We start from the raw sequence: 18,393 nt of genomic DNA on the forward strand, positions 1-18,393 counted from the left end.
GATTCCGTGGTCAGCGTCGCCCCTGCGGAAAAGAAGACCCTGCGCAGGCTCATGGCAGCCGGACTCGTTGGTTCGAGTCTCGAGTGGTACGACTTCTTCATCTACGCGACAGCCGCGGCCCTGGTATTCCCCAAGTTGTTCTTCCCGGAGGCGACGCCGCTCGTGGCGTTGCTCCTGTCGTTCAGCACGTTCTGGGCGGGCTTCATCGCGCGCCCGATCGGCGGCCTGGTGTTCGGGCACGTCGGCGACAAGGTCGGCCGCAAGCCGGCGCTGGTCATCTGCCTCGCGCTGATGGCCGCGGCGACGTTCCTCATCGGCCTGCTGCCGACGACGGCCACCATCGGCGTCGGCGCTCCCCTGCTGCTGGTGCTGCTGCGCTTCCTGCAGGGCATCGCGGTCGGCGGGCAGTGGGGCGGCGTGGTCCTGCTGCTGACCGAGTCCGCCGGACCCCGCAAGAGGGGGTTCGCGGGCACGTTCGGGCAGGCGGGTGTGCCGATCGGCGTGCTGCTGGGCAACATCGCCTTCATCAGCGCGACGACGTCTCTCTCGCCCGAGGCGTTCGCGTCGTGGGGCTGGCGCGTGCCGTTCCTTGCGAGCGCGCTCCTCTTCCCCGTGGTGCTGTTCATTCAGCTCAAGGTCGAGGACAGCCCGGTCTTCAAGGAGATGCAGCAACGCCGTGCGGACGCACCGGCCGTGAAGCACGCACCGCTGAAGGAGGCTCTCCGGACGCACCGCAAGCCGATCCTGTACGGCGCCGGCCTGATGTTCGCGTCCAACGCGATCTTCTACGTGTCGATCGCGGGCGTCCTGTCCTATGCGACCACCACGCTCGGTCTCAGCCGTGAGTCGGTGCTCGTCGTGAGCCTGCTGTCCTCTCTCGTGAGCGTCCCGGTGATCCTCTACGCCGGACACCTCTCGGACCGCATGGGACGGCGTCCGCTGATCATCGCGGGCACCGTCGGCCTGATCGTGTGGGCGTTCCCGTACTTCCTGCTCGTGGACACGGGCTCGCTGCTGTTGCTGTTCGTCGCGAACACGGTCGGAGGCATCGCGTCCTCTCTCGTGTACGGGCCGATCGCCGCCTACCTGGGTGAACTGTTCGAGGCGCACGTCCGGTACTCGGGTGCTTCTCTCGCGTACCAACTGGCGTCCATCCTGGTCAGCGGCGGCACGCCGTTCGTGATGACGGCTCTGCTGGGCGCGACCGGGACGTCGATGTCCGTGTCGGCGTTCCTGCTGGTCATGGGCCTGTGCACGCTCGTGTCGGTGATCAAGCTGCCGGAGACCCACCAGCCGGAACGGGCCTGATCAGAGGCTGTGAAGGCCCGACCAGAGGGACAAATCGGGCCTTCACAGTCAAGACCTCTGCGGAACCTGGAGCCGATGCCGTACGTTGGCGCGTCGTGACCACTCTCATGGCGCGCTTGAAGCAGCGGATGCGCAGGTTCGCGCAGAAACCGGGCTCGATCGACCTCGCCCCGTTCCAGGCAATGCTCGCGGACGTGGAGAAACACGCGGACGCCTTCAAGGCGTTCAGCGACGAGGAGCTCACGGCCCACGCCAAGAAGCTGCGCGAGAAGAGCACGGACACCGAGCTCGTGGCTCTCACGCGTGAGGCCGCCGAGCGCGCCATCGGGCAACGACCGTTCGACGTGCAGGTGCTGGGCGCCCTGGGCCTGCTCAGCGGCCTCGTCGTCGAGATGGCGACCGGTGAGGGCAAGACGCTCGCGGGCGCCATGGCCGCGGCCGGGTTCGCGATCAAGGGCAAGCGCGTCCACGTGGTCAGCGTCAACGACTACCTCGCCCAGCGCGACGCGGAGTGGATGCGGCCGCTGTACGGGCTGCTCGACGTCACCGTCGGCTGGATCAACGGCAGCTCGAAGGCCGAGGAGCGCCGCGAGGCCTACCAGTGCGAGGTCACGTACGCGCCGGTCAGCGAGATCGGCTTCGACATCCTGCGCGACCGCATCGTCACGAGCCCCGACGACCTGATCGTGCCCGAGCCCGAGGTCGCGCTGATCGACGAGGCCGACTCGGTGCTCGTCGACGAGGCCCGCGTGCCGCTGGTGCTCGCCGGCTCGACCAGCGCGGAGGCGGCCGACCCCGTCATCGCCGACCTGGTGAAGCGGCTGCGCCAGAACCTGCACTACGAGATCGACGACGAGGAGCGCAACGTCTTCCTCACGGGTGCGGGCTCCGAGGCCGTCGAGCGCGCGCTCGGCGAGATCGACCTGTACTCGCAGGAGCACGTGACGTCCACGCTGTCGAAGGTCAACGTGGCGCTGCACGCCCAGGTGCTGCTGCACCGCGACGTCGACTACATCGTGCGTGACGGCAAGGTGCACCTGATCAACGACACGCGTGGCCGTGTGGCGAAGCTCCAGCGGTGGCCGGACGGCCTGCAGGCCGCGGTCGAGGCCAAGGAGAACGTCCAGACCACCGAGTCCGGCGAGATCCTCGACTCGATGACGGTGCAGGCGCTGCTCTCGCGCTACCCGACGCGCTGCGGCATGACGGGTACCGCCGTCGCCGTCGCCGAGACGCTGCGGGAGTTCTACGAGCTCGAGGTGCTCGTGATCCCGCCGAACAAGGAGAACATCCGCGAGGACGAGCACTTCCGCCTCTACGCGACGCTGGAGCAGAAGGAAGACGCGATCGTCGAGGAGATCAAGAAGGCCCACGAGACGGGCCGCCCGATCCTCGTCGGCACGCTCGACGTCGCCGAGTCCGAGCGGATCTCGTCCAAGCTGCGCGCCGCCGACATCGAGTGCGTGGTGCTCAACGCGAAGAACGACGCCGAGGAAGCGACGATCATCGCGGACGCCGGCTCGTACCAGCGCATCACCGTCTCGACGCAGATGGCCGGTCGCGGCACGGACATCCGGCTCGGCGGCCACGAGGGCGAGGACCACGACCGGATCGCCGAGCTCGGCGGCCTGTACGTGATCGGCACCGGCCGCCACTCGTCCTCACGGCTGGACGACCAGCTGCGCGGCCGCGCGGGCCGTCAGGGCGACCCCGGCGGCTCGGTGTTCTTCTCGTCCATGCAGGACGAGCTGATCACCCAGTACGCACCGGACGCCGAGGACCCGTCCGAAGTGGACGACGACGGCCGGGTGCACGACAAGGGCCTGCTGCACACCTTCGAGCACGCTCAGCGCGTGGCCGAGGGCGTGAACCTGGAGATCCACCGCAACACCTGGCGCTACAACAAGCTGATCGAGCACCAGCGCGACCTGCTGCTCAAGCACCGCGACGTGGTGCTGCGCGGCGACGCGGCGTACGAGAAGGTCGGCGAGAAGGAAGGCGTGTCCGACGAGGTGGCCGCCGAGGCCGCCCGCAAGATCACGCTGTTCTTCCTCGACGACCTGTGGACGCACCACCTGACGTTCCTGTCGGACCTGCGCGAGGGCATCCACCTGCGCGCCCTGGCCCGGCAGAACCCGCTGGACGAGTTCCACCGCGAGGCCATCCCGGCGTTCAACAAGATCGTGCCGGAGTCGTGGGAGCTCACCAAGGAGAAGTACGAGGCGGCCAAGATCACCGACGACGGCTACGACCTCACCGACGCCGGGGTGAAGCGCCCGAGCTCGACGTGGACCTACCTGGTGCACGACAACCCCTTCGGCTCCGGACTCGAGGAGACGATGAAGGGGCTCGTGAAGATGGTGCGCGGGCAGCGCCGCTGACAGCTACATCTTCCTGGGGACGACGAGGTCGTCCGCAGGTCTGGCGGGCCGGGGCAACGTCTCGGCCCGTCTGACGTTTCTGGGCGCCGTGGACGCCGCCGTCATCTCGTCGGTCAGCTTCTTGATCTCCGCGAGGATGTCAAGGTGCTCCTGCGACGGCGGAGGTCCTACGAAGTTGGACCTGTCGTGCGCCGTCCGCTCCGCGCGCTCGGCCAGAAGCCGGATGCGGCGCAGGTGTTCGTGCTCCCCGTTGGGGAGCAGGAAATCGGTCTGCTCCATCACCCGTGCAAGCTTTCGCGTGCACGGGTGAGCAGTCGATCCCCTAGTCGGCTGATTCCAGTTTGCGGACGAGCCAGTCGTGGAAACCGCCGATGTGGTGCTCCGAGGGCACCAGCACCCCACCATGCGCGTAAGCGCGTGAGGCCATCGCCGGCTGACATCGCTCGCAGGCTTCGAAGTCCTGTTCGTTCACCCGGTGGAACAGCTCGACCGAGCGAGAGACGTCACGGCCGGTGTCGACCACTTCCTTGGCGTAGAGCCAATCGCACTCGACGACCGTTCGATCCGCGGCCAGCGGGTACATGCGGTGCAGGATCACGTGGTCCGGCACGAGGTTGATGAACACCTGCGGCTTGACGGTGATCGCGTAGTACTTCCGGTCGCGTTCCTCTTCCAGGGCGGAGAGTTTCCCGAACCCCTCGCCGCCGTCGACGGTGAAACCCTGGATCCCGTCGCCGAACTCCGCGCCGTGCCCGACGTAGTACTGCGCCGCGTAGCCGTCGGCGAACTCGGGCAGCACCTCGGTGAGCTCGGGGTGGATCGTCGCGCAGTGGTAGCACTCCATGAAGTTCTCGATGATCAGCTTCCAGTTGGCCCTGACGTCGTAGACGATCCGCCTGCCCACGGACAACTGGTCGATCTCGTAGCCGTCGATGCCGTCGAGTGAGCCCAAACGTTCCGTCACGGCACTGAGAACGTCGTCCTCGAAGCTCGGAGGACTCTCGGCGAGATTCACCCACACGTAGCCGAGCCATTCGCGCAAATGCACCTTCGTCAGTCCATACGCAACGCGATCGACGTCCGGCATCGAGGTGAGGTTGGGTGCGGCGATCAGGTTTCCGTCCAACGCGTAGGTCCAGGCGTGGTAAGGGCACTGGAACGCCCGTTTGACGCTGCCGGCCTCGTCGACGCAGATTCGCGCGCCGCGGTGCCGGCAGACGTTCAGGAACGCGTTGAGGCCGCCCTTGCGGTCGCGGGCAATGAGCACGCTCTCCCGCCCGACCTGCACCGTGCGGAAGTCACCGGCGTTCGGAAGGTCGCCGGACCTCACCGCGCAGAACCACATCTGCTCGAAGATGGCCTCCTGCTCCCGCGCGAAGATCGCGGGGTCGGTGTAGTAGCGGCCCTCGAGGGTCCTGATCAGGCTCCCGGTCATGCTCCGCCTCTCAAGCGAGCAGGGTCGAACAGGGCGATCGGGTGCCGCGTGGCCCCGTCGATCGTGAGGTCGGCGAGGATCTCCCCGACGACGGGCACGAACTTGAAGCCGTGCCCCGAGAAGCCGCACGCCACCGTCACGTCGTTCTCGCGCGCGATGACGAAGTGCCGGTCGGCGGTGTTGGTGTACATGCAGGTCACGGCGCGCCGGAACGTGCCGGCGAGGCCGGGCATCGGCGCGCTGGTGGCCTTCACCATCGCCTCGACCTCGTGGCTGCGCACCGTGCGGTCGACGGTCTCGGGCGTGCAGATCTCGCCACCGTGGTGGAACGCGACCTTCACCTCGCCGCCGATCTCGGGGAAGCCGTAGAAGTTCGTGCCGTCCGCGCGGTCCCAGATGTAGATCGGCAGGTCCCGGAGGTCGTCGCGGGCCTCGAAGTAGAACTGGACCTGACGTTCGATCTCAAACGGGATTTCCAGCCCTGCCACCAGTTCCGGTGCCCACGGGCCGGGGCACACCATGACGTGCCCGGTCTCGTAGGTGCCGCGGGTGGTGGTGACCCTCCCCGGTTCCCAGTGCGTCACCGGCTCCTCGAAGCGCAGGTCGGCACCCGCACGCGCGGCGAGGGCGAGGTGGGCCCCGACGGACGTCTCCGGGACGACGAAGCCCGCGCCGGGTTCGTACAGCCCGATCTCGTCGTCCGCGGGCCGCAAAGCGGGAAAGCGCTCGCGGAGCTGGGACGCGTCGAGCAGTTCGTGTGTCAGACCGAACTGCTCGACGCTCGCCCGGCTACCCGTGATGGCGCCGCTGTCCTGGTCGCCGACGATGAGCCCGCCGACGCGGTGGAAGATCCGCTCGCCGCTGTCGCGCTCGATCTGGTCCCACATCTCGTGGGCGCGCAGCAGCAACGGCACGTACGCGGGGTCTTCGAAGTAGGCCTGTCTCGTGATGCGCGACCCGCCGTGGCTCGACCCCAGGGCGTGGGCGGGCGTGAACCTCTCCAGTCCCAGCACGCGTCTCCCGCGCTGGGCGAGCCGGTACGCGGCGGCACTGCCCATGCCGCCGAGCCCGATGACGACGACGTCGTACGTCACCCGCGGAGCCGCTTCATCTCCGGGTCGAACAGCGGCTCCCGCGCCGGGCGCGCCTTCACCCGCTGCCCGAAGTACTCGATCTCGACCTCGTCGTCGATCTCGCTGGGCAGCCAGGCGTACGCGATGTTGAGGCCGGTCGTGTACCCGTAGGCGGCGCTGGTGACGTAGCCGACCGGTTCTCCCTGGTGGAACACGGGCTCGCTGCCGAGGACGACGCTGTGCGGGTCGTCGATCGTGAGGCAGGTGAGCTTCTTGGTCGAGGTGAGGTTGTGCAGCGACCCCTTGCCGAGGAACTCCTTGTCCTGGCGCACCGCGAACCCGAGTCCCGCCTCGAACGGGTCGTGCTCGGTCGTCACGTCCGTGCCCCACGACCGGTAGCCCTTCTCCAGGCGCAGGCTGTTGAACGCGCCGCGCCCGGCGGCGATGACGCCGTGCCGCTGCCCTGCCTCCCACAGCGTGTCCCACAGCTTCGGTCCGAGGTCCGCGGTGGTGTAGAGCTCCCAGCCGAGTTCGCCCACATAGGACAGTCGCAACGCGGTCACCGGGACGTTCTTGACGAACGCCTTCTGCGCGGTGAAGTAGCCCTTCCGCGTGTCCAGGGTGTGCGGGATGTCGTTGATCAGGTCTCGTGCGAGAGGACCCCACAGGCCGATGCAGCACGTTCCGGCCGTGATGTCCTTGATGAAGACGTCGTCGGGCGCGTGCCGGGTGAGCCAGTCGAGGTCGAGGTTGCCGTTGGCGCCGACCTGGAACGTCGTCGCGCCGAGGCGGGCGATGGTCAGGTCGCTGCGCACCCCGCCCTGCTCGTCGAGCAGCAGCGTGTAGACGACCGCGCCGGGTTTGCGGTCGAGGTTGTTGGTCGTCATGTGCTGCAGGAACCCCAGCGCTCCCGGCCCGCCGACCTCCAGCCGCTTCAACGGCGTCATGTCGAACAACGCGACCCGCTTGCGCGTCACCAGCGCCTCGGCCCCGCAGATCGGCGACCAGAACCGGCTCGCCCACTCCCCCCGTGCCGGCACCTCCGCGACCTCGGGCAGGCCGGCGTTGGCCTCGTACCAGTGCGGACGCTCCCACCCGGACGCCTCCAGGAAGAACGCGCCCAGCTCCTGCTGCCTGCTGTGGAACGGGCTCGTGCGGATCGGCCGCGGGCTCTCCATGGGCTGCAACGGGTGCAGCACGTCGTAGACCTCGACGAAGTTCTGGCAGCTGCGTTCGAGCACGTAGTCCGGCGCCAGCTGCACCTGCTCGAACCGGTTGAGGTCGCTCGAGTGCAGGTCCAGCTCCGGCTGCCCGTCGACGATCCACTCGGCGACCGACCGCGCGACGCCGGCGGAGTGCGTGATCCACACGGCCTCCGCGACCCAGAAACCCTTCAGGCCCGGGTGCTCGCCCAGCAACGGCATCCCGTCGCTGGTGAACGAGAACAGCCCGTTGAACCCGCTCGAGACCCCCGCCTCCGCCAGCGCCGGGACGAGGTTCACCGCCGACTCCCAGGACGGCTCGAAGTCCTCCTTGGTGAACGGCAGCTCCGACCCGGTGATGTCACGCGCCGCGACGGGCATGGGCTTGTGCCCGTACGCGCCGATGCCCAGCGCCTGGCCGTGCGAGCGGAAGTACAGGTCGGCTTCCTGGTGCCGCAGGATCGGCTGACGCGCCAACGCTTCCGCGTCGGCGTTCAGGTCGCCGGTGAACACGTACTGGTGGGCCATGGGCACGAGCGGCACGGTCAGCCCGACCATCTCGCCGAGCACCGGCCCCCACATCCCGGCGCACGACACGACGACGTCGGCGGGGAAGACGTCCGTCTCGGTCCGCACCCCGGTGACACGGTCGCCCGTGGTCTCGACGGCGACGACCTTCTGCCCGAACTCGAACCGCGCGCCGCGGTCGATCGCGCGCTGTGCCTGGACCTCGGCGGCCTTCACCGGCTTCGCGAGGCCGTCGCTCGGGATCAGGAACCCGCCGAGCACCTGGTCGCGGTCCAGCAACGGGTGCAGCCGCGCGACCTCGTCCGCGTCGACCAGGCGGCTGTGGACACCCCACGACGTGGCCCAGCCGTGCCGGCGGCTCAGGTCCGCGAGCCGGGTCTGCGAGGTCGCGATCTCCAGGCCACCGACCTGGTCGAAGCAGCCGAGCGCGGTGTACTTGTCGACGGTGTAGCGGGCGAACTGGGTCATGCTGCGGCACGAGTTCGTCTGGAAGACCAGGCCGGGGGCGTGGGAGCTGGAGCCGCCGACCGCGAGTCCCGCGGCCTGGTCGAGGACCGTGACGTCGGTGAAGCCCCGTTCGGTGAGCTCGTCGGCCAGCGCGCACCCGACGATCCCCGCCCCCACGAGCACCACGCGAGGCACTGCACCAGGCATCAGGACACCCCTTCGCCGCAGTTGCGAGTAACAGAACTCGTTCCGCTATCAGCAACAAATTGCGGCTCGCGGGTCCGGCTGTCAATACCGCCGTTCGCGCGATCAGTGGCCGGGCGTCCGCGGAACCGGGCAAACGGGACTCACCGCCGAGGGTGCGCCGGAGGTGAGTGCGCGAGATCAGGAGGCCAGACCGCCCGAGGGCGGCCTGGCCGCACACCTACCCCGCGAAGTAACCGAGCTGGGACGACAGGTCCGCCGCGGCCGTCGACATCGTCGGCACGATCTGGCCGACCCGTTCCCGCGACAACCGGTACGACGGCCCGGACGCGCTCATCGCCGCCACGACCTCACCGCGGTGCCCGCGCACCGGCACGGCCACGGCGTGCAGGCCCAGTTCCAGTTCCTCGAAGCACGCCGCGTACCCCTGCGACGCGACCTCCTCCAGTTCCGAGAGCAGCCGTGACGCGTCCACGACCGTGTTCTCGGTGTAGGAGTCGAGCGGCAACGACGCGAGGCGCGCGCGCTCGTCCGACGGCAGGTATGCGAGCAGGACCTTGCCGGACGAGGTGGCGTGCAGGGGCGTGCGCTGGCCGATCCAGTTCACGGCGGAGACGGCGGCGGAGCCGCGCGCCTGGGTGATGTTGATGGCGACGCCGGCGTCGTGCACGGCGATGTTGACGGTCTCGCCGAAGGAGTCCGCGAGGGTCTGGCAGACGGGCTGGCCCAGTTTGGTGAGGTCCATGCGGCCGGTGGCGGCACCGGCCAGCCGGACCACCCCGAAACCGATGGCGTACTTGCCTCTCTCACCGAGCTGCTCCACCAGGCCGCGCGACTCCAGCACGGAGACGAGTCTGGACACCGTGGACTTGTGCACGCCCAGCTCACCGGCGATTTCGGTGATACCGGCCTCGCCTTGGGCCAGGAGCTCGAGCACGCTGATGGCCCTGTCCACGGACTGCACCTGAGCTGCCGAGTCGGAGTTGCTCATCGCGCAACAGTAATCGACAGGCAAAACAACCTGCTGGACTATTGACGGCAGGTCTCCAGAGCCGCACATTGTGTTGCGTCATTCGGAACGTGTAGCGCGTCACGCAACGGAGGCCGACGATGATCCGCGCCTGCGCTCTCATGGACCTGCCCCCAGGGGAGGCGGTTCGCATCGTCGGCCCTCACGCGCCGATAGCCGTGTTCAACGCCGACGGCGTCATCTACGCCATCGACGACACCTGCACCCACCAGGACGCGTCCCTGAGCGAGGGCTGGCTCGAAGGCTGCTTCGTGGAGTGCCCGCTGCACGCCGCGAGCTTCGACCTTCGCACCGGCGAGCCCACCTGTCTGCCCGCCAAACGACCGGTGAGGACTCACCCGGTGCGTGTGGAAGATGGAGTGGTCTATGTCGATGTCGAAGTGAACGAGGACGTGGCGTGAAGACCATCGCGATCATCGGCGCCTCACTCGCCGGTCTGAGGTCGGCGCAGGCACTGCGCCAGCAGGGGTTCGACGGACGGATCGTCGTCGTCGGCGACGAGGTCCACCTCCCCTACGACCGGCCACCTCTCTCGAAGGACTTCCTCCTCGGCAAGGTCGAGGCGGTGCCGCTCGCGGACCAGGAGGACCTCGACGCGCTGAACGCGGAGTGGCGCCTCGGCGTGCGGGCGACCGGGTTGCCGTCCAGCCGCGAGGTCTCGCTCAGCGACGACTCGACGATCGAGGCCGACGGCATCGTCATCGCGACGGGTGGCCTGCCGCGCACGATCCCCGGCACGCACGTCCTGCGCACGCTCGACGACGCGATCAAGCTCCGCGAGGCGTTCGGCACCGCGCACCACGTCGGCATCATCGGCGCCGGCTTCATCGGGGCCGAGATCGCCTCCAGTGCGCGCGCTCTGGGCAAGGACGTCACCGTCGTCGAGGCACTCCCCACGCCTCTCACGCGTGTCCTCGGCGCCGAGATGGGTGCCGCATGTGGACATCTGCACGGCGACCACGGATCAACGTTGATCACCGGAATCAACGTTGACTCGGTCAATGTGGACGGCGGAATCAACCTCGCGGATGGACGGATCGTCAACGCCGACGTCGTCGTCGCGGGCATCGGCGCGCGCCCGGCGACGGACTGGCTGACGGGTGGACCCGTCAACATCGGCAACGGCGTCCTGTGCGACGCGGGCGGGGTGACGAACGTGCGGAACATCGTCGCGGTCGGCGACGTCGCGAACTGCGCGGGACACCGCGCCGAGCACTGGACGAGCGCGACCGAACAGGCACAGGTCGCCGCGTGCAACCTCCTCGCGGGTGAAACCGTCGCGACGCACACCAGCGGTGGATACGTCTGGTCCGATCAGTACGGAGTGCGAATCCAGTTCATCGGGCGAGCGACGAACGACGTTCGCGTCGAAGATGGGTCCATCGAGGACAGGAAGTTCGTGGCGACCTATCGAGACGATGAGAACCCCGACGACGTGGTCGGCATCGTGGCCATGAGCAACGCACGACTCTTCACCCGGCTCCGCCGGACTCTGAAGTAACGGTCGTCACGGTTTACCGCCACCGGCGATCGGATATACCCGAGTGTCCTTCGTGGACACATGATTCAGGGAGGCAGTCCGTGTCGCCGGTGCGGCAGATCATCAACCCCTTCGACCAGAGCGTCATCACCGAGGTCGAGGAGCAGACCCGCGACCAGGCCGTGGCGGCGATCGCCCGAGCGAGAGAAGCCTTCGACCACGGCGACTGGCAGCACTCCAGCCCCGAGCACCGCGCCGCCGTGCTGAACCGCGTCGCGGACCTCCTGGACCGCGACAAGGAGGACATCGCCCGCACCGAGACGCTCGACACCGGCAAGACGCTGGTCGAGAGCCGCATCGACGTGGACGACGTCGCCGCCGTGTTCCGCTACTACGGCAACCTCGCCGGGCTGCTGCACCCGAAGATCGTGCCGGGCGTCCCGGACGACGTCATCAGCCGCGTCGACTACGAGCCCGTCGGTGTCTGCGGCCTGATCGCTCCCTGGAACTACCCGCTGCTGCAGATGTCGTGGAAGATCGCGCCGGCCCTGCTCGCGGGCAACACGCTGGTGGCCAAGCCCAGCGAGATCACCCCGCTGTCGACGATCAAGCTGTTCGAGCTCCTGGAGGAGGCCGGGCTGCCCGACGGCGTCGCGAACCTCGTCCTCGGCACCGGGCCCGAGGTCGGCGCGCCGCTGTCCGAACACCCGGACGTCGACCTGGTCTCGTTCACCGGCAGCCTCGCGACCGGCCAGCGGATCATGGCCTCGGCCGCGAAGACCGTGAAGAAGGTCGCGCTCGAGCTCGGCGGCAAGAACCCGAACATCGTCTTCGCGGACGCCGACATCGACGTCGCCGTCGACTACGCGCTCACCGCCGCGTTCTTCCACGCAGGCCAGGTCTGCTCGTCCGGCACGCGGCTCATCGTGCACAGCAGCGTCTACGACGACTTCGTGCACGAGGTCGCCCGCCGTGCTGACCTCATCAAGCTGGGCAACGGTTTCGACCCCGACACCGAGTCCGGACCGCTCGTCTCGGCCGAGCACCGCGCGAAGGTCGAGAGCTACGTCGAGGTCGCCAGGCAGGAGGGCGCGACCCTCAAGGCCGGCGGCGGGCGTCCCGACGAACCCGAGCTGCAGAACGGTTTCTTCTTCCGCCCCACCGTCTACGCGGACTGCACCCGGGACATGAAGCTGGTCCAGGACGAGACGTTCGGCCCGATCATCACCGCCGAGCGCTTCGAGACCGAGGACGAGGCGATCAGGCTCGGCAACGACACCGAGTACGGCCTCGCCGGCGGCGTCTGGAGCCAGGACCTCGACAAGGCGCAGCGCGTCGCGAAGAAGCTGCGTCACGGCACGGTCTGGATCAACGAGTTCGGCCCGTACCTGCCGCAGGCCGAGTGGGGCGGGTTCAAGCGCTCCGGTGTCGGCCGCGAGCTCGGCACCGCGGGCCTGCACGAGTACACCGAGCCCAAGCACGTGTACCAGAACCTCAAGCCACAAGCCCAGAACTGGTTCGCACGGGGGGACGCCAAGTGACCGCATACGACTACGTGATCGTCGGCGGAGGCACGGCGGGCTGCGTGCTCGCGGCCAGGCTCACCGAGGACGAGAACGTCACGGTCGCGGTCATCGAGGGCGGCCCGTCCGACGTCGGTGACGAGAAGATCCTGAACCTGCGCAACTGGATCAACCTGCTCGAGACCGAGTACGACTACGACTACCCGACGGTCGAGCAGCCGCGCGGCAACTCGCACATCCGGCACAGCCGCGCGAAGGTGCTCGGCGGGTGTTCGAGCCACAACACGCTGATCTGCTTCCAGCCGCTGCCGCAGGACCTCGACGGCTGGGGCCACGGCTGGACGTGGGACGCGCTCAGCCCGTACTGGGACAAGGTCCAGCTCAACATCATTCCGGTGGCGGAGAAGGACAGGAACCCGATCGCCGAGGACTTCGTCGCCGCCGCGCGGCAGGCCACGGGCGTCCCCGAGATCGACGACTTCAACGCCGCTCCGTTCCAGGACGGCGTGGGCTTCTTCTCCATCGCGTACCACCCGGAGAAGAACAACCAGCGTTCGTCGGCGTCCACGGCCTACGTGCACCCGATCCTGGAGCGCAGGAACCTCACGCTGCTCCTGAACACCTGGACGAGCAAGATCGAGTTCGACGGTGACCGCGCGATCGGCGTGCACACCGACAAGGGTTACGTCGAGGCCAACAAAGAGGTTCTGCTCTGCGCGGGTGCCATCGACACCCCGCGGCTGCTGATGCTCTCGGGCGTCGGCGACGCCGAGCACCTGAGCAGCATCGGCATCGAGCCCAAGCACGACCTGCCCGGTGTCGGCGAGAACCTGCTCGACCACCCGGAGTCGGTCATCGTCTGGGAGACCACGAAACCGTTGCCGGAGAACTCGGTGATGGACTCGGACGCCGGTCTGTTCATCCGGCGCGACGAGTCCGACCCCAGGCCGGACCTGATGTTCCACTTCTACCAGATCCCGTTCACCACCAACACGGAACGCCTCGGTTACCCGGCGGTGGAGCACGGGGTCTGCATGACGCCGAACATCCCGCGCCCGCACAGCAAGGGCAGGCTGTGGCTGAAGTCCAGCGACCCCGCCGAGAAGCCGGAGCTCGACTTCGGCTACTTCATGAACCCCGACGGCTACGACGAGCAGACGCTCGTCGACGGCTTCAGGATCGCGCGCGAGATCGCCGAGCAGGAGCCGCTCAAGTCCTGGCTCAAGCGGGAGATCGCGCCGGGGCCGGACGTCACGAGCGACGAGGCCCTGTCGGAGTACGGCAGGCGCGCGGCCCACACCGTCTACCACCCGGCGGGCACCTGTGCCATCGGATCCGTTGTGGACGGTGACCTGAAGGTTCTCGGACTCGAAGGCCTCCGGGTCGTCGACGCGTCCGTGTTCCCGACCATGCCCACCGTGAACCCCATGGTCACGGTGCTCATGATGGGAGAACGCGCCGCGGACCTGATCAAGGAGGCGTGACATGACCGCCACAGCGGAAGACAGGCTCAAGGATCTCGGCTACACCTCGGAGTTCAAGCGGGACATGAGTCCCTGGGCGAACTTCTCGCTGGGCTTCACCTACCTCTCCCCCGTGGTCTCCACGTACACCTTGTTCGGCGTGGCACTCGCCCTGGGCGGCCCGCCGATGATCTGGAGCTTCGTCGTCGCGGGCATCGGCCAGTTCCTGGTCGCGCTCATCTTCGGCGAGCTCGTGGCGCAGTACCCGGTGGCGGGCGGTGTGTACCCGTGGGCGCGCCGCCTGTGGGGCAAGCGCTGGGCGTGGATGACCGGCTGGGTGTACATGATCGCCCTGCTGGTCACCATCGCGTCCGTCAGCTACGGCGCCGGCCCTTATCTGGCAACACTCCTGGGCTACACGGCCAACGTCGGCAACACGGTGCTGTGCGCGATCGCGATCATCGTGGTCTCGACGCTCATCAACTACGCCGGCACGAAGGTGCTGAGCTGGGCCGCGATCTTCGGGTTCGCCGCGGAGATCATCGGTGCGCTCGTGGTCGGCATCTGGCTGCTCGTCGACAACCGCGTGCACGGCCTGGGCGTGCTGTTCGACAGCTTCGGCGCGGGTGGCTCCGGCAGCTACCTGCCCGCGTTCTTCGCGGCAGGCATCATCGGCCTCTACCAGTACTACGGCTTCGAGGCGTGCGGGGACACCGCGGAAGAGGTCAAGGACCCCGGCCGCGTCATCCCGAAGGCCATGCGCCGCACCATCTACATCGGCGGCGCGGCGGCCACGTTCGCGTGCCTGTCGCTGCTGCTGGCGGTGCCGGACTTCGGCAGGGTCATCAGCGGCGAGGACGCCGACCCGGTCACGAACATCCTGACGAACGCGTTCGGCCCGGTCGGCTACAAGATCGTGATCGGCGTCGTGCTGATCTCGTTCCTGTCCTGCACGATGTCGTTGCAGGCGGCGGCTTCCCGGCTCACGTACTCCTACGCCCGCGACAAGATGATCTTCGGGCACAAGGCGCTGGCGAAGTTCAACAGGAAGCGCCACATCCCGCCGTACGCGCTGGCCCTGGCCGGGATCGTCCCGGCGGTCATCGTGGTCGCGTCGATGCTGTCCACGAACGCGCTGGACAAGATCGTGTCGTTCGCGACGCTCGGCATCTACCTGGGCTTCCAGATGGTCGTGTTCGCGGCGCTGCGGGCGAGGCTCAAGGGCTGGACGCCGTCGGGCGAGTTCACGCTCGGCCGGTGGGGCCTGGTCGTCAACGTGCTGGCGCTCGCGTACGGCGTCGCCGCCATGGTGAACATGGTGTGGCCGCGCACCCCGGGCGCGCCCTGGTACGACAACTACGTCGTGATCCTGAGCGGCACGCTCGTGGTCGGCATCGGCCTCGTCTACATGCTGATCGCCAAGCCGTTCGGCAACTCCGACGCGGCGGCGGGCGACGCCGTGCCGGCCAAGGACGACCTAGCCCTGCAGACGAAGTAGCCGCAGGGCGAGCTGCACCTCCAGCACGCGGTCGGGCGACTGCCAGTCGCCGAGCAGCGACGTGACCCGGTCGAGCCGTTGCGTGACCGTGTTGACGTGGAGGTGCAGCTCCGCCTTGGCACGGCTGAGGTTCGCGCCGCAGCGGAAGTAGACCTCCAGCGTGTGCACCAGGTCCGTGCCGCGTTCGGTGTCGTAGTCGAGCACCGGGCCGAGCACCGACCGCACGTAGCCCGAGACGTCGGCCCGGTCGCCCAGCAGCACGCCGACGAACCCGAGGTCGTCCATCGTCGCGGCGTCCTTCTCGCGGCCCAGCTGCCGCAACGCCTTGAGGCACCGCCGCGCCTCCTCGTAGGCCGCCGCGATCGCCACCGGTCCCGCGACGGGCCCGCAGGCGCCCACCGTCGCGTCCAGCGCCTTCGCCACCTCGCGCGCGACGTGCGTGGACAACGAGGGCAGCGCCAGCACGACGTCCCGGCCACGTGACCCGGCCAGTCCCCTGTGGACGGACGCGTAGTGCGTCGCCCCGGAGAGGTTTCCGTCGGCGACCAGCACGACGTGCGGGTCGCTCAGCTCGACACCCACGCGCCGCGCTCGCGCCAGCAGCCCGGTGGCGTCCCGCCCGTCCAGGATGTCGGTGATCAGCTCGCCGCGGACCTTGTTCTCCGCCTCGGCCACGGTTCGCCGCAGCAGCAACAACAACGCCGTCACCGCCGCCGACCGCTCGAACACCCGCCTGTCCGCGTCGGTCAGGTCCGGACGGCCCGACAGCGCGATCCCTCCCAGCAGCTCCGAGCCGGCCAGCACCGCGCACACCCACACCCCGGAGAGCAGCACAGCACGTCCGTTGGCGCGCACGGCTGCGGGAGGCACGGCGTCCAGCACCTCGACCGGTCCGCCGAGCAGCTCCCCCACCGCGGCGGCGACCTCGGCCGAGGAACCCCCGCGCAGCACCAGGTCCGTGAGCCGGTCGTGCGCCTCCTCGGCCCGTTTCATGGCCTCGTTGTGGGACTGGATGGTCGCGAACAACGACGCCGTGTCGATCGCGATCGCCGCGTGGTCGGCCAGCGACTGCAGCAACGCGACCTCCTCGGCGGGGAACTCGCGCGAGGTCCGGTCGGCCGCGTAGAGCACGCCGATGACCTTCGAGTCGAGCTTCAGCGGCACGCCCAGGATCGCCGTCAGGCCCTCGTCGTGCACCGCCGAGTCGATCGGGTTCGTGTGGTTGAACCGGGCGTCGGCGAAGTAGTCGGCGGTGGCGTACGGGCGGGCGGTCTGCGCGACCAGTCCGCCGAGGCCCTCGCCGAGGCCGAGCCTGACCTTCTGGAACAACGGCGAGAACGACCCGTCCGTCACCCGCATGTAGGTGCCGGCCGGGTCGTTCATCGACAGGTAGGACACGTCGGTGCCGAGCAGCGTCCGCGCTCTGCGCACGATCGAGCGGAGCACCGCGTCCGGGTCTCGCATGCCCGCGAGCTCGGACGCGGTGTCGAACAACGCCGCCAGTTCGGCCTCACGCCGTCGTGTCACACCCCAACCCTGTCACGTTCCTCCAGATCCGCACCACGGGTCTCCTTGGCGAACGCGATCGCGACCACGGTGATCACACACGTGATCAGCACGTAGACGGCGATGGGGAACGAGGACTTGTAGGCCTGCAGCAACGCCGTCGCGATCAGCGGGGCCAGCGCACCGGCCACGATCGACGCGAGCTGGTAGCCGACCGACGCACCCGAGTAGCGGACCCGCGTCCCGAACAGCTCCGAGAAGAACGCGGCCTGCGGCCCGTACATCGCGCCGTGCAGCACCAGGCCGACCGTGGTCGCCACGGTGATCAGCACCGGGTCCCTGGTGTCGAGCAGCGCGAAGAACGCGAAGATCCACGCGGCCATGCCGACCGCGCCGACCAGGTAGATCGACCGCCGCCCGAACCGGTCGGAGAGATGACCCCACACCGGGATCGTCACCAGGTGCACGGCCGACGCGATCAGCACCGCGTTGAGCCCCACCGACTTCGACAGCCCGAGCCCGGTGACGACGTAGACCAGGATGAACGCGGTGATCACGTAGTACGACACGTTCTCGGCGAACCGGGCACCCATCGCGATCAGGACCTCGCGCCAGTTGTGCCTGAGCAGCTCCAGTGCGGGCGCCTTCTCCTCCACGGGCTCCTGGGCACGCTTCGCCTGCGCCGCCAGGAAGATCGGCGACTCGGACACCGACAGCCGGATCCACAACCCGATCACCACGAGCACACCGGAGAGCAGGAACGGGATCCGCCAGCCCCACGCGAGGAAGTCCGCGTCCGACTGCACGGCCGCCAGCACCGCCAGCACACCGGTCGCGAGCAGGTTCCCGCACGGCACACCGGCCTGCGGCCACGACGCCCAGAACCCGCGCCGCTTCGGGTCACCGTGCTCCGACACGATCAGCACGGCCCCGCCCCACTCGCCGCCGAGCGCGAAGCCCTGCACGAGCCGCAGGAGCGTCAGCAGCACCGGTGCCAGGACGCCGACCGATGCGTACGTCGGCAGCACGCCCATCAGCATCGTCGCGCCACCCATCAGCAGCAACGACAGCACCAGCAACTTCTTGCGCCCCAGGCGATCCCCGAAGTGACCGAAGACGAGACCACCCAACGGCCGTGCAAGGAAGCCGATCGCGTACGTGGTGAACGCGAGCAGCGTGCCCGTCAACGGGTCCGCGGTCGGGAAGAACAGCTTGTTGAACACCAGGGCGGCTGCCGAGCCGTAGAGGAAGAAGTCGTACCACTCGACAGTTGTCCCGATGAGCGAAGCGCCTACCACTTTTTTGATCATCGACA

Annotated in this window: 14 protein-coding genes; 7 read left to right on the forward strand and 7 right to left on the reverse strand. The window is 68.5% G+C overall.

Features of this window, described 5'->3' with window-relative positions; all coding sequences use genetic code 11:
- Positions 1–6 precede the first annotated feature (6 nt).
- Both ACWF7A_RS39320 and secA2 read left to right on the forward strand, forming a co-directional pair.
- A complete protein-coding gene (locus ACWF7A_RS39320) occupies positions 7–1,308 on the forward strand; it encodes an MFS transporter (protein WP_452255585.1) in 1,302 nt (433 codons plus the stop codon).
- Between the two features lie 95 nt (positions 1,309–1,403).
- Positions 1,404–3,689: an accessory Sec system translocase SecA2 gene (secA2, locus tag ACWF7A_RS39325; protein WP_452255586.1), complete on the forward strand. Its 2,286-nt coding sequence runs from the start codon at positions 1,404–1,406 to the stop codon at positions 3,687–3,689.
- Between the two features lie 3 nt (positions 3,690–3,692).
- On the opposite strand, the gene ACWF7A_RS39330 is transcribed toward secA2, so the two are convergent.
- The 5 genes from ACWF7A_RS39330 to ACWF7A_RS39350 form a co-directional block, all read right to left on the reverse strand.
- Positions 3,693–3,968: a hypothetical protein gene (locus tag ACWF7A_RS39330; protein ID WP_452255587.1), complete on the reverse strand. Its 276-nt coding sequence runs from the start codon at positions 3,966–3,968 to the stop codon at positions 3,693–3,695.
- A 43-nt stretch (positions 3,969–4,011) separates the two neighbouring features.
- The gene (locus ACWF7A_RS39335; protein WP_452255588.1) at positions 4,012–5,124 is read right to left on the reverse strand and encodes an aromatic ring-hydroxylating oxygenase subunit alpha; all 1,113 of its coding nucleotides are present in this window, start codon (positions 5,122–5,124) and stop codon (positions 4,012–4,014) included.
- Complete coding sequence (gene solA / locus ACWF7A_RS39340; protein WP_452255589.1) at positions 5,121–6,218, reverse strand: N-methyl-L-tryptophan oxidase; 1,098 nt, start codon at positions 6,216–6,218, stop codon at positions 5,121–5,123. Before solA ends, ACWF7A_RS39335 begins: the two co-directional genes overlap by 4 nt.
- Positions 6,215–8,581 (reverse strand): GcvT family protein, encoded by a 2,367-nt coding sequence (locus ACWF7A_RS39345; RefSeq protein ID WP_452255590.1) that lies wholly within the window; start codon positions 8,579–8,581, stop codon positions 6,215–6,217. Before ACWF7A_RS39345 ends, solA begins: the two co-directional genes overlap by 4 nt.
- Positions 8,582–8,798: 217 nt before the next feature.
- Positions 8,799–9,569, reverse strand: a complete 771-nt coding sequence (locus tag ACWF7A_RS39350; RefSeq protein WP_452255591.1) for an IclR family transcriptional regulator — start codon at positions 9,567–9,569, stop codon at positions 8,799–8,801.
- A 119-nt stretch (positions 9,570–9,688) separates the two neighbouring features.
- Between ACWF7A_RS39350 and ACWF7A_RS39355 the strand changes: the two genes are divergently transcribed.
- The 5 genes from ACWF7A_RS39355 to ACWF7A_RS39375 all read left to right on the forward strand — a co-directional run bounded on the left by ACWF7A_RS39355 (position 9,689) and on the right by ACWF7A_RS39375 (position 15,572).
- A complete protein-coding gene (locus ACWF7A_RS39355) occupies positions 9,689–10,009 on the forward strand; it encodes a bifunctional 3-phenylpropionate/cinnamic acid dioxygenase ferredoxin subunit (RefSeq protein ID WP_452255592.1) in 321 nt (106 codons plus the stop codon).
- Positions 10,006–11,109: an NAD(P)/FAD-dependent oxidoreductase gene (locus tag ACWF7A_RS39360; RefSeq protein ID WP_452255593.1), complete on the forward strand. Its 1,104-nt coding sequence runs from the start codon at positions 10,006–10,008 to the stop codon at positions 11,107–11,109. The genes ACWF7A_RS39355 and ACWF7A_RS39360 overlap by 4 nt, the downstream gene beginning before the upstream one ends.
- A gap of 80 nt (positions 11,110–11,189) precedes the next feature.
- Complete coding sequence (locus ACWF7A_RS39365; RefSeq protein ID WP_452255594.1) at positions 11,190–12,629, forward strand: aldehyde dehydrogenase family protein; 1,440 nt, start codon at positions 11,190–11,192, stop codon at positions 12,627–12,629.
- Positions 12,626–14,095 (forward strand): GMC family oxidoreductase, encoded by a 1,470-nt coding sequence (locus ACWF7A_RS39370; RefSeq protein ID WP_452255595.1) that lies wholly within the window; start codon positions 12,626–12,628, stop codon positions 14,093–14,095. Before ACWF7A_RS39365 ends, ACWF7A_RS39370 begins: the two co-directional genes overlap by 4 nt.
- 1 nt (position 14,096) lies before the next feature.
- Complete coding sequence (locus tag ACWF7A_RS39375; protein ID WP_452255596.1) at positions 14,097–15,572, forward strand: APC family permease; 1,476 nt, start codon at positions 14,097–14,099, stop codon at positions 15,570–15,572.
- Here ACWF7A_RS39375 and ACWF7A_RS39380 read toward each other — a convergent pair.
- A complete protein-coding gene (locus ACWF7A_RS39380; protein ID WP_452255597.1) occupies positions 15,552–17,099 on the reverse strand; it encodes a helix-turn-helix domain-containing protein in 1,548 nt (515 codons plus the stop codon). The two genes, ACWF7A_RS39375 and ACWF7A_RS39380, sit on opposite strands and share 21 nt — an antisense overlap.
- On the reverse strand, positions 17,096–18,388 hold the full coding sequence (locus tag ACWF7A_RS39385; protein ID WP_452255598.1) for an MFS transporter: 1,293 nt from the start codon (positions 18,386–18,388) through the stop codon (positions 17,096–17,098). The genes ACWF7A_RS39380 and ACWF7A_RS39385 overlap by 4 nt, the downstream gene beginning before the upstream one ends.
- Between the last annotated feature and the right edge of the window lie 5 nt (positions 18,389–18,393).

It is taken from the genome of Lentzea sp. NPDC055074, from assembly GCF_053608005.1.